The 11,682-nt window shown below is 61.1% G+C and carries 9 protein-coding genes; 2 read left to right on the top strand and 7 right to left on the bottom strand.

Annotation, left to right across the window (positions count from 1 at the left end; translation table 11 throughout):
- The 4 genes from NW826_RS03425 to NW826_RS03410 form a co-directional block, all read right to left on the bottom strand.
- Nucleotides 1-871: RNA-guided endonuclease InsQ/TnpB family protein (locus tag NW826_RS03425; RefSeq protein ID WP_414509443.1), on the bottom strand; the 871-nt coding region annotated here is incomplete at its 3' end.
- Between the two features lie 608 nt (nucleotides 872-1,479).
- Complete coding sequence (purD, locus tag NW826_RS03420; RefSeq protein WP_414509442.1) at nucleotides 1,480-2,793, bottom strand: phosphoribosylamine--glycine ligase; 1,314 nt, start codon at nucleotides 2,791-2,793, stop codon at nucleotides 1,480-1,482.
- 111 nt (nucleotides 2,794-2,904) lie between these two features.
- A complete protein-coding gene (locus NW826_RS03415; RefSeq protein WP_414509441.1) occupies nucleotides 2,905-4,071 on the bottom strand; it encodes a glycosyltransferase in 1,167 nt (388 codons plus the stop codon).
- Between the two features lie 92 nt (nucleotides 4,072-4,163).
- Nucleotides 4,164-5,453, bottom strand: coding sequence for an HD domain-containing protein (locus tag NW826_RS03410; RefSeq protein ID WP_414335470.1), 1,290 nt, complete (start codon nucleotides 5,451-5,453; stop codon nucleotides 4,164-4,166).
- Between the two features lie 81 nt (nucleotides 5,454-5,534).
- Here NW826_RS03410 and NW826_RS03405 point away from each other — a divergent pair, with 81 nt between their 5' ends.
- Nucleotides 5,535-6,563, top strand: coding sequence for an SGNH/GDSL hydrolase family protein (locus NW826_RS03405; protein WP_414509440.1), 1,029 nt, complete (start codon nucleotides 5,535-5,537; stop codon nucleotides 6,561-6,563).
- Here NW826_RS03405 and NW826_RS03400 read toward each other — a convergent pair.
- Both NW826_RS03400 and dapA read right to left on the bottom strand, forming a co-directional pair.
- Entirely contained in the window at nucleotides 6,511-8,403 is a 1,893-nt protein-coding gene (locus NW826_RS03400; RefSeq protein WP_414509439.1) for a ribonuclease J, read from the bottom strand. The two genes, NW826_RS03405 and NW826_RS03400, sit on opposite strands and share 53 nt — an antisense overlap.
- 221 nt (nucleotides 8,404-8,624) lie before the next feature.
- The gene (dapA, locus tag NW826_RS03395) at nucleotides 8,625-9,545 is read right to left on the bottom strand and encodes a 4-hydroxy-tetrahydrodipicolinate synthase (RefSeq protein WP_414509438.1); all 921 of its coding nucleotides are present in this window, start codon (nucleotides 9,543-9,545) and stop codon (nucleotides 8,625-8,627) included.
- Nucleotides 9,546-9,819: 274 nt separating this feature from the next.
- On the opposite strand from dapA, the gene NW826_RS03390 reads away from it, so the two are divergent.
- Nucleotides 9,820-10,446: a nitroreductase family protein gene (locus tag NW826_RS03390; protein WP_414509437.1), complete on the top strand. Its 627-nt coding sequence runs from the start codon at nucleotides 9,820-9,822 to the stop codon at nucleotides 10,444-10,446.
- Here NW826_RS03390 and trpD read toward each other — a convergent pair.
- The gene (gene trpD, locus NW826_RS03385; protein ID WP_414335480.1) at nucleotides 10,443-11,474 is read right to left on the bottom strand and encodes an anthranilate phosphoribosyltransferase; all 1,032 of its coding nucleotides are present in this window, start codon (nucleotides 11,472-11,474) and stop codon (nucleotides 10,443-10,445) included. The two genes, NW826_RS03390 and trpD, sit on opposite strands and share 4 nt — an antisense overlap.
- Between the last annotated feature and the right edge of the window lie 208 nt (nucleotides 11,475-11,682).

The following is an 11,682-nucleotide window of genomic DNA, read 5'->3' as shown; positions in this document are numbered from 1 at the left end:
CAGTTACCCCGATGTCATAACGACGGGCAATCTCTGAGGTAACCTTGTGTTGCCAATCTCTACGCTGGCGAGCAACCTTGGCTTGGAGCTTAGCCTCTAGCCGGTTGATTTTCTTCCATCTCCTAGAAGCCTTCACTCCCTTCCTGGGTGCACGCTTTCGTCGCTTAAGTTTGGCGGTCTTGCGAATTTTCTCCTCACTCCTCTGCGTAAACCGAGGATTAGCAACCTCATAGAACTCACTCCCGTCATATAAGGTTATGGCGGTCTCGGCGCCCAAATCGTAGGCAACGATGGACTCATACTTCAAATCTGACCGGGAACCAAACTTAGACCGAGGTACTTCTACCTCTACAGTGAACGAAGCATACCACTGCCGTAAAGTTGGCTTGTAGACAATAGTTAGCGTGGTAGGCCTCCCCCAGTCCTTGGCTTTGCCCCGCATCCTCAGGGTAACGCCCAAGTCCCTGAGAGTAACGGTGCCGTGCTTACCGTTGCTGGCTACTTTCCACCCCGAACTGCTGGGATAGGTCCAGCCGGAGTACCGCTTGATTGACTTGAACTTAGGCTTTTTACTCAGCCCTTGAAAGAAGCGCTGATAGGCAAAATCTACCCGCTTGACCGTAGCTTGCAGAGAATGGGAGTTGAGTTGAGCAAACTCCGGCCACGCCTGCTTGAACTCTGGCAGAAGGTTCTGCTGCTCAAGGTAAGTAACCGTCCGGCGGTTGCGTCGGTACTCATAGCGTCGGTGAGCAACGCAAGCGTTGTAGAGGTAGCAGTGCAAACGGCGGGCAGACAACAAAGCCCGCTCTTGGGTTTTGTTAGGGTACAGCCGAAAGGTCTGCCGCCTGATTACCAGTACAGTTTCAGTCACCTTTTGTGACTTAGTCGAAGCCCCAGTAAGTGTAGCATCGAGAATGGCAGACTAAGAAGCGACGCTGACGCAGTTTTTAGAATTCACTTGCACGTAGTGTTTGTAACAAAATACCGGTCAATAAAGTGTATTGGGAAGGGCTAGGCTTTGGCATGATTTGCTCCCTAGAAATTGTGAAGCAATACATCCAGAATCAGTCAGAGGGTGCTATCCATCCCCACCCGGGTGGGGAATTCCGCACCTTACGTTAAGCTCAGTTGTTTGAATGCACTTAGGCGAGACGATTCTCCAGTGCTTTGGGCCGCTGCAGGCAACTACCCCTTCTGCCACTGGAATGACCCCAGCCACTTGATGCGGGATCCCTCTTGGATAAGAGAGGGCCAGATCGTTGCAGGAGAGAGCGCCGACAGGGCGATCTCCGTGCTCGGGCAAAGCAGAGGGTTATTGTTGAGGAGCTTAAAGTAAAGTTGAGGTTTTGATACTATCATTGCAGTCTCGTTACCAGAGGAGCTAGGGTTTAAGCATCAAAGCTTTTTTAAAAACTGCTTTAGGGGCCCCGGAGAAGCGACCTCTCTGGGGCCTTGCTTCTGCCTAGGAAGCTGAGGGGGTTACTGGGCGGGCAGCACACCTCGCCGGACGGCAGACCCGAGGGCGCGGCTGCCGATGTCGGAGCGGTAGTGGGCTTTGGGGAACTGCACCTGCTCCACGGCGGCATAGGCTTGGCGCAGCGCTTCTGCTAGAGTTGCCCCTTGGCCCGTGAGACAGAGGACGCGCCCGCCGTCGCTGAGAAGCTGCTTGCCCACCTGGCGAGTGCCGGCATGGAACACCAGGGCCCCGGTGGCGGCGGCGGCCTCCAGGCCGGCAATGGGGATCCCTCGCTCGTAGCTGTCAGGGTAGCCGGAGGCGGCCATGACCACACAGGCGGCGTAGCTGGGTTTCCACTTCAGTTGCACCTCGGACAGCCGTCCCTCGATGCAGGCCAGCAGCACCTCGTCCAGAGGGTTTTCCAACAGGGGCAGGATCACCTGGGCTTCGGGATCCCCGAAGCGGCAGTTGTACTCCAACACATAGGGATCCCCATTGGGCGTGATCATCAGGCCGGCGTAGATCACCCCCTGGTAGCGGATGCCCCGCCGCTGCAGCGCCTGCAGGGTGGGATCCAGCACTTGGGCTTGGATGCGGGCCAACAGTTCTGGGGTTACCAAGTAGTCTGCCGGAGCGTGGGCCCCCATGCCGCCGGTGTTGGGGCCGGTATCGCCATCGCCAAGGCGCTTGTAGTCTTGGGCGGGCAGCAGCGGCAGGCAGATCTGGCCATCCGTCAGGGCCAGCACCGACACCTCTTGGCCGGCGAGAAACTCCTCGATCAGCACCTGCTCGCCCGGCTTGGCCAGGGCCGCCTCCAGAGCCTGCACGGCTTCTTCCCGGCTATGGGCAACGGTCACCCCCTTGCCGGCGGCCAGCCCATCTTTTTTGATCACCACCGGATAGCTGCCTTTGCCTGACGCAGTCCTTGCATCCAGGTAGGCCAGCGCCTCGGACAAGTCGGCAAAGCCCACAGCCGGAGCCGTAGGGATCCCCGCTTCCTGCATCAGTTGCTTGGCCCAGAGCTTGCTTCCCTCCAGTTGGGCGGCGGCGCGACTGGGGCCGAAAATGGGCAGCCCCGCTGCCTGAAAGGCGTCCACAATTCCCGCCACCAAGGGCAGTTCCGGCCCCACCACCGTCAGGCGGATCCCTTGCACGGTAGCAAATCGCACCAGTCCCTCGATGTCGGTGGCCGCCAAAGCCACAGACTGACAGCGGGGCATCTGCTGCGTGCCGCCGTTGCCGGGGGCACAGTAGACTCGTGTAACCTGGGGAGACTGCAGCAGCTTCCAGGCCAGAGCGTGTTCCCGTCCCCCGGAGCCGATGACCAAAGCCTGCATGGTGCTATCCCACCTTTGTAAACACCTTGTCAACGCCGCTTGTTTATTTTGGGATGCTCCCCGAACATCCCCCATTAGACCATGTTCCCAACAGATTTCAGAGGATCCAGGCTAGTTTGACCCCAGGGGACGGCCCCGCCAAGTCCAGTTGCGCCCGCTGGTGGTGCGGATGGCAGAAGCCAAGATGATGGCTGCCGTCACCCAGCCTCCCACCGCCGTCAGCCACCAGTAACGCAGCGGCAGGTGGGCCCAACGCCATAGAAGCAGGCGGATGACCCCTTGGCCTAGGATCCCGGCCAGGCTGGCCGCCAAGACCTGCGGGGATCCCGTAGCCACAGCCAGGATCAACCCCAGCCAGGGCAGGCTGCAGATGCCCAAGACAGTGACCATCGCCAACACGGCGAGGGCCCAGTTGCGCTCCAGGCCCAGGAACCAGTTTTTCGTCCACCCTTCCCAGAGGGCGGCTCCATTGGCGTACATGCGGCATCGCACCCGCGACCCCCCTAGGCAGATCTGCAAGCCCAGGCCAGCCGCTTTGATGCGCTGGGCCAAGGCCACATCCTCGATGACCACATCGGCCACGCCGGCGTGTCCGCCCACTTGCTCGTAGGCGGAGCGGCGAAACAGCATGAACGGCCCGAAGGCAAAGGCCTTGGGACGCTTGGGATCGTTGACGGCGGCAAAGTCGTAGCCTGCCGCCAAGATGACCATCATGATGGGCTGCACCAGCCACTCGGCCAGACAGCCGCACACCAACTGAGGCCCTACGCTTACCAAGCCGCTGCCGCTTGCCAGCAACTGTCCTAGGGCTGCTTCAATGGCAGCGGATCCCAGCCGCACGTCGCAGTCGAGAAAGAGCAGGTAGTCGGGGGGATCAGGCTGGGCGGCCAGGGCGGCAACGGCTTGGGCACAGGCCCAGTTTTTGCCCACCCACGTTTGACCCTGGGGGCGGGGATCCCCTTGGAGCAGGTGCAGCCGCGGATCTTGCCGTTCGGCAGCCAGGGCCTGGGCCAGCTCCCAGGTGGCATCGGTGGAGCCGTCGTCCACCAGCCAGACCTGCAGCGGGGCGGCGGTGCTGTCCAGGATGCTGCTCAGACAGCCCACCACATTCTCCGCCTCGTTGTAGGCAGGCACGATCACCGCCAGCCGCTCCAGGGCCGCTGCGACCTCTGCCGCTTGCTCCGGCAAGGGATCCCGCAGCCAGGGGGAAGCCCGCAGCGCCCGCCCCAGCCGCAGCGCCACCAAGGCAATCGCCAGGGCCGTTAGCGCCAACACCATCGCCAGGATCTCCTGGATTCCCACTCTTGCTTCCCTCTTTCAGATAAGGAACGGATTTTGCCCATGCCCTAGCCCTGGGATCTGCCAATCCTCTAGGCAGACAAAGCCCTCTCTACGATATCGCTGTAGGGGCGGGGGAAGATCAGCCAAACCTGGCTTTGCGTTTCCACCAGGGATCGCACCAGCGGCGAGAGCTGGGCAATTTCCACGTAGCCGTCCTCGGTTTTGAGTTGGATCCCTTGGTCGTAGAAGCTGTAGCCCTGGACGTGGGCCGAGCGAATTCCCAAATAGCTTTCTGGATCCAAGCCATCTCGCTGCATCTTCTGGCTTAGAGTTGCCACCAGCTCTTGGCGTCGCTCTTCTGGCAGGCGGCTGAGGTTGCGGGCCTTGAATAGATCCCGATCCAAATAGCGCCGCGCCAAATCGGCCAAGATGGGATCCTTCCCCGCCATGGCCCAAAAGCGAAAAGGGTAGCTGAACATCACATCGTCAGCGGCCAGATAGAGGGGCAAAGGCAGCTCGAAGGGATCCCCCTTTTGCACCGCCAGCGCCGCCCAACACCAGGCACTCAAGATGGGATCCAGCTCGATCTTTCCCTGGTGCAGGAGCACCTGGGCCCGCTTGAAGAGCCGCTCCAAAATAAAGCGGGCACACAGGCTCTTGGGGTGCTGGTACACCTGGGTGTACATGAAATAGCGCACCACCAGATAGTGCTCGATGGCTCCCAGGCCTTTGCGGGCGGGAATGGAGAGGGATCCCGTCTCCGGGTCGTAGTCCAACACCGTGAGGATGCGATCCAGATCCAGGTGGCCGTATTGGGCGCCGGTGAGCAGGCTGTCGCGCATCAGGTAGTCAAAGCGGTCGCAGTCCAGTTGGCTGGCAATAAGCTGCCCCACCAGCGGCAGGGGAAATTGTTTCTGCCACACCTGCTCCAGTTGGGCCGGCAGTTGCGGGTCAAACTCCGCCACCAGCGTGGCTATCTGGGGATCCTCCCGCGCGATGCGGGCCGTCCAGACCTCATGGCGGCAGCCGAAGATCTCCTCGCCGGCATGGCTAAAGGGGGCATGGCCGATGTCGTGCAGCAAGGCGGCAACCAGGGTAACGGCGCGGTAGGGGCGCAGCTCTGGGTAGCGGCGGGCCAATTTGTCAAACAGGCGCCGCGTAACCTGCAGCACTCCCACCGAGTGGGTGAAGCGGGATCCCTCAGCGCCATGGAAGGTAAAAAAAGCGGTGTCCAACTGGCGGACGCGGCGCAGGCGCTGGAAGGCCGGGGTGTCGATGAGGCGAATCAGCAGCGCCTCGACCGGATCCCCGCCATCTAGGCTAATGGCGCCGTGCAGGGGATCGTGGTAGGTGCGGGACTTGCAAAAACGCAGCGCCATACTCCCACCATACTCGCCAATTGGCCAATCTTCGGCTAGCTTGGCTGGGGGCTTCCCCCACCTCTGCAGCAAAGCTACCCCATGGGCTCCCCTACTTGGCAAAAGAGGCAAGCCCCCAGACCCGTTCGGTTGCTGCTGCTCTCGCTGGCAATCGGGATGCTGGGGTGGGGGCTAACTGCTTGTTCCGAAGCCTCTGGATCTCCCCCCGCTGTTCTCATACCCAGCCCGCCCGCCCTCACCCGCTACGTTGCTCTGGGAGCCAGTGATGCCGTTGGCTTCAACGCCTCCATCTCCTGCGATGGTCCAGCCAACGCTGCCGGCACCCGCCCGCAGCGCTCAGAGCCGCTGGACTGCCCCAACGGGACGGGGTATGTCCCCCGCCTGGCCCGCCTGCTGCCCGGCCCGGTGGAGCTGATTAACTTGGGCCGCTCAGGAGCGGTACTCAGCCCAGCCATGCAAGCCCTGCGGGAAGGGATCCCGGCCAACCTGCTCCAGGATCAAGTGCCGCGCATCCCTCCCGACGCCACCCTGATCACCCTCTGGGTGGGCGGCAACGACACCAACGCTATTGTCTTCGCGGCAGCCCAACGGGCTCTGCGCGGCGAGGATCCCTTGCCCTTTGTTGAGCGCCAGATCCAACAATTTGCCGCCGACTACCAAACCCTGCTGCAGGCGGTGCGGGCCCGCGCTCCCCAAGCCCGCCTGGCGGTGGCCAACCTGCCCAACTTCGCCCTGATCCCTCTGGGGCAGCAGCAGCCCAGCAGCCTGCGGCAACTGCTGGCTTGGGTCTCCGTCGGCCTCAGCCAACGGGCCATCAACCCCTTGAGCCAAGAAGGGATCCCTGTGGTGGATCTCCTCTGCGATCCCCGCTCCTACCGCCGCGAGTCTTTCTTCCCCGGCCCGCTGGCCGATGGCTTTCACCCCAACGACCGGGGATATGCCGAGCTGGCCGAGGCCTTCTTGAGGATCCTGCAGCAGCCCGTCCCGCCCCAGCGCCGCTGCCCCCCTTTTAGCGAGGTGGGATCCCTTTCTCCCGAGGCATTGGCAGAGCTCTCGTCTAGCAGCTTCCCAAAAGCAGAACTCCCCTTCTCCAGCCCAGGGAAGCCGTGAGAGCCAGCCACCCCCTCTTACGAAGCCGCCACCGCCGCCGCCCCAAGGTTACCTGCTCCTGCCCCACTTCGCCAACTGGCAGAGAGGTGACCGGCACAGACTCCTCTTCAGGCGACTGGACAAAAACCAGCACCGTCGGCTTGCCGGGCAGTTGTTCGCGGACAAAGCGGCGCACCACCCGCTCTACCTCCCCCTTGAGGCCGGCCCAGTCGATCTCCAGCCTGCCCCGCTCCAGCGAGCGGGCAAAGCGCGGCCAAGCTTGCTTGAGGGTGTCCTCCAGCAGGGGTTTTAGGTCGGATCCTTTAAAAGAATTGCCCTCACCCGCCAGGCCCAAACTTTGCACCTGCGGCGTGCAGAGCAACTGGCCGCTGCCATCCAAGCTGATCACTACCGTCACCATGCCATCTTTGGCCATCTGCTGGCGCTCCTGCAGCATCTCGTCCATGACCACCCCATCGTGGGAAGCGGCGATCATCTGCAGGCCAGAGGGGACGCGGCCCGTGACAGCAATGCGTTCACGGTTGACCTCCACCACATCGCCGTTGCCGATAATCACGATGTTTTCCCGCGGGATCCCCATGCTCATCGCCGTTTCGGCATGTTTGACCAGCATGCGGTACTCCCCGTGGGTGGGGACAAAGAACTTGGGACGGGTGAGGGCGATCATCAGCTTTTGATCTTCCTGGCAGCCGTGGCCAGAAACGTGTAGCCCCTTGTCCTTGCCGTAGATGACATTGGCCCCCAGCTCCATCAGCTTGTCGATCACCCGCGTTACTGCCAGCGTGTTGCCCGGGATCGGGTTGGCCGACCACACCACCGTGTCTCCCGGCTTGATCTGCAACTGCGGGTGCTCGCCATTGGCAATGCGGGTCAGAGCAGCCAGCGGTTCGCCCTGGGATCCGGTGGTAAGGATGATCACTTTGTCGTCCGGCAGGCTGTTGATCACGTGCATCGGCTGCAGCGTTTCGTCCTTGCAGCGGATGTAGCCCAGGCGCCGCGCGTGAGCCACCACGTTCAACATGGAGCGGCCCAGCAAAGACACCACCCGGCCCTGCTGCTCGGCAATCTGCAACACCAAATTGAGGCGATGTACCGAAGAAGCAAAGGTGGTGATGATCACCCGCCCCTTGGCTCCCGCAATCGCCTTGGTGAGACCGGGCAGTACAGAAGCCTCGGAAGGGGTAAACCCCGGCACTTCGGCGTTGGTGGAGTCGCTAATCAGACACAGCACCCCCTTTTCCCCATGCTCGGCCAGCCGCTGCAGGTCGAAGCGCTCCCCATCCACCGGGGTATGGTCGATCTTGAAGTCACCGGTCTGGATAATGACACCCACCGGCGTGTGCAGAGCCACCGTAAAGCTATCGGCAAAAGAGTGGGTGTTGCGGATGAATTCGGCAAAAAAGTGCTTGCTCAAAGGAACGATTTCGCGGGGGGCGACGGGGCGCAATTCTGTGCGGTTCAATAGCCCCACATCGCGCAGTTTCTCCTCCAGCAAGGCCAGCGCCAATCGGGGGCCGTAGATGACCGGAATATCAAATTCTCGTAGGTGATACGGGATCCCGCCGATGTGATCTTCGTGGCCGTGGGTAACCACCATCCCCCGCACTTTGTCACGGTTTTGCTTGATGTAGGTCATGTCCGGCAGCACGATATTCACGCCGTGCATACCCTCCTCTGGAAAAGCCAAACCGGCATCCAAGAGGATAATGTCATCCTCGTAGCGGAAGGCCCAGGTGTTTTTGCCGATCTCCCGTTCGCCACCCAGTGGAATCATCTGCACGGAAGAGGTGGTTTGTGGAGTCACAGAACGAGAAGCAACCGAAGAACGTGATGTTGGCATATGAACTTAGATCCTCAACAGTAAAAAGCAAAAACAGAAATTGGCGCAAGCCATCCCCGACCCAGCTGTGGGTGAAAGCTGAACTCAGCCGCCACAACTCATCCATTTCCCAAAGGGGGAAAGAGCTTTTCAGGGAAAAAGCTACTTACCCACAGGTCAAACACCACAAAAGAACTCCCTGCAAACCCCGGTCATAGCGGAAGCAAAACCTCAAGGTGCCATCATGAAACTTTCGTCGCCATTTGCTTGGATCCCTTCGCTTCAGCCAGTAGGCCCATCTCTTCAAGCACCTGTCGCAAAACTTGCCGAGAACTGGGCTGCAGCGGCGCTAGGGGAAGACGCGCCCGACCCACTCGCCAACCTTGCATCTCCAGCGCTGCCTTGACCGGAACGGGGTTGGTCTCGACAAATAAAACCTTGAACAACGGAAACAGACGCAAATGGTGGGCCAAAGCTTGGTCGTGCTGCCCTTTGGCGTAGCTCTGAATCAACTCCTGCAGTTGTGGCCCAACCAGGTGACTGGCTACACTGACCACGCCACTGCCTCCCAAAGACAAAATCGGCAAGGTCAGGGAGTCGTCTCCCGAATAAATAGCGAAATGGGAGGGAGTAAGCCGCCGAATTTCTGAAGCCACTTCCATTGTACCACTGGCTTCCTTGATGGCGACAATCGTTGTCAATTCTGCCAATTTTGCCACTGTTTCCGGCTGCAGGCTCACCCCCGTCCGTCCGGGAATGTTGTAGAGCATGATGGGCAGGTCACTGGCCTGGGCAACGGCCTTGAAGTGCTCGTAAAGGCCGAGCTGGGTAGGCTTGTTGTAGTAGGGCACCACCTGCAGAGAGCCGTCCAAGCCCAATTGGGCAGCCTTGCGGGTGGCTTCGATGGCCTCGCGGGTGGAGTTGGAGCCAGTCCCGGCGATCACCTTGGCCCGACCGGCCACAGCATCTCGCACCACGCGGAACAGTTCGTACTCTTCTTGCCAAGTCAGGGTGGGAGACTCGCCCGTAGTGCCACAGACCACCAAGCCGTCGCTGCCGTGGGTTACTAAGTAATCGGCCAAACGAGCGGCCTCATCGTAGTTGAGCTCCCCCTCATCGGTGAAGGGGGTAACCATGGCCGTCAGCACTCGACCGAAGTTCACCGATTGCTTCTCCTCATCAACCTCACCAATCCAACATTTAACCCCAGGATCCAGACCAGACCGGGTTACTTCTCCATCATACCTGCCTTTGCGTCAGGGATCCCGCTCGCCTGCTCTGCCAAAGCCCAACTCATGCCTCACCCGGTTGCCACAGGCCCAAAAAAAGGAGATAACAAAGAAGGCATACCGTTTGAGCACGGAATGTATAGCATTTACCAATCTTGCCTCCGCCTTTGGGGGCAGCAGCCTTTGACCGACACCTCAGAGGATCCCTATGGACGCCCTAGCCGCCTTGAAAGAGCGGATTTCCGCCGACAGGTTTGATCCCAGCCGTCGTCTATCGGAAGCGGAGATCCGAGAGCTGGTTGCCTATGCTACGGAAGCCCCCTCTTCCTTCAACATCCAGCACTGGCGGTTCGTTGCCGTTGCCGATCCCGAGGACAAAGAACGCCTCAAGTCCCTGGCCTACAACCAGCAGAAAGTGGCGGATGCGGCGGTGGTGTTTATCATCTTGGGGGATCTGCGGGGGCATGAGAAGCTGCCTGAACTTGTCCAGAGAGCCGTTGCTGCCGGGATCCTCTCTCCTGAGCGGGCGGAAGGCTGGGTGAATATGGCCCAAGCCACCTACGCCAACAATCCCGCTTTGGCGCGAGATGAGGCGATTCGCTCCGGGGCGCTGGCGGCCATGGCCTTGATGATCGCGGCGCAGGCGAAGGGGTTAGTGAGCGGGCCGATGATCGGCTTTGACCCGGGAGGGGTGAAGCGGGAGTTCGGCATTGCCGACCGCTACGTGCCGGTGATGCTCCTGGCGGTGGGCTACCCAGCTCCGGGCAACTTGCCCCGCAAGCCTCGCCTGGGGGTGGAGGAGGTGTTGGCTTTTGGGCGAGGGCGGGAGTTTTAGGAAGCCAGAAAATCGACCAATTTTTGCAGGCGATCCCAGGCGGCGCCGCTGGCAAGGATCTCCCGCGCTCGGGCAATTCCGGATCCCCAATCGGGAACAGCTCCCGCCACCTGCAGAGCCAAAGCGGCATTGAGGGCCACCACATCCTGCTGGGCAGGTGCTCCGGATCCCTGGAGGACGCGGGTGAGGATGGCGGCATTTTCCGCCAAGTCTCCCCCCTGGAGAGCCGAGGTGGGCGCAGGTGTGAGATCGTAATCTCGTGGGTTCAAGACTTCTGTGCGCAGGGATCCCTGGGAGAGCAGGCCCAGATCCGTGGCCCGCTCCAGCCCAGCCTCGTCGAGACCTTCCCGGCTGTGCAACACCACGGCTCCTTCCCGTCCCAACAGGCACAGGGCCTCGGCCATCACCGGCACCAGCTCCGGCGCGTACACCCCGATCACCTGGCGGTTGGGGTAGAAAGGATTGACCAAGGGCCCCAACAGGTTGAAAATGGTGCGAACTTTGAGGGCCCGCCGGTAGGGGATCACCGCCCGCATGGCCGGGTGCCAGTGAGGCGCAAACAAAAAGGTGATGCCCACTTCCGCCACCGCCGCCCGCACCCGCTCTGGCTCGGCGTTGAGGTTCACCCCCAGGGCCTCCAGCACATCTGCCGAGCCGACTTTGCCAGAGGCCGAACGGTTGCCGTGCTTCACCACCGGGATCCCGGCTGCACTGACCACAAAGGCCACGGCTGTAGAAATGTTAAACGTGCCGGCTCCATCGCCGCCGGTGCCGCAGGTATCCACCAACAGGGGCAAGTCCAGCGGGGATCCCAGCGAAGCCCGCTGCAGCACCCGCGCCATTCCGGCCAGTTCACCGGCGCTGACCCCCTTGGCTTGCAGAGCCGCCAGGATCGCCCCCGACACCACATCCGGCACTTGGTTCTGCAGCCAGCCGTTCATCAACTGTTCGGCTTGGGCTTCGCTCAGAGATTGCCGATCCAGCAACTGTCCCAAAAGCTGTGGCCAAAGGTCAGCTGTTTCCGTCATGGGTGGGGATCCTGGATGTCAGTGGGCATGCAAACGTATCGGCCCTCTCCGTTACTTGCTTTACATGGGTCGGGCCAGGCCAATGGTTAGTTTAGTATAGTGGGCCTGACCTAGGCCGGCTACCGCTCCCAGCAGAATGGGGGGCTCTGCTTCGATGAACTACCCCACCGCGCAGGCGGGTGGGGTTTCCCCATCCGCTTTACGGCGA

It is taken from the genome of Synechococcus sp. OH20 (assembly GCF_047502685.1).
Taxonomy (GTDB): Bacteria; Cyanobacteriota; Cyanobacteriia; order Thermostichales; family Thermostichaceae; genus Thermostichus.
The sequence above is the reverse complement of the archived record's forward strand: the minus strand, read 5'-3'. Positions and strand labels throughout refer to the sequence as shown.

Excerpts from the sequence above, each read along its gene's own strand:
- NW826_RS03410 (WP_414335470.1), bottom strand. The coding sequence starts at position 5,453 with ATGGCGCTGCGTTTTTGCAAGTCCCGCACCTACCACGATCCCCTGCAC.
- NW826_RS03390 (WP_414509437.1), top strand. The coding sequence starts at position 9,820 with ATGGACGCCCTAGCCGCCTTGAAAGAGCGGATTTCCGCCGACAGGTTT.
- purD (WP_414509442.1), bottom strand. The coding sequence starts at position 2,793 with ATGCAGGCTTTGGTCATCGGCTCCGGGGGACGGGAACACGCTCTGGCC.
- NW826_RS03400 (WP_414509439.1), bottom strand. The coding sequence starts at position 8,403 with ATGCCAACATCACGTTCTTCGGTTGCTTCTCGTTCTGTGACTCCACAA.
- NW826_RS03415 (WP_414509441.1), bottom strand. The coding sequence starts at position 4,071 with ATGGTGTTGGCGCTAACGGCCCTGGCGATTGCCTTGGTGGCGCTGCGG.
- trpD (WP_414335480.1), bottom strand. The coding sequence starts at position 11,474 with ATGACGGAAACAGCTGACCTTTGGCCACAGCTTTTGGGACAGTTGCTG.
- NW826_RS03405 (WP_414509440.1), top strand. The coding sequence starts at position 5,535 with ATGGGCTCCCCTACTTGGCAAAAGAGGCAAGCCCCCAGACCCGTTCGG.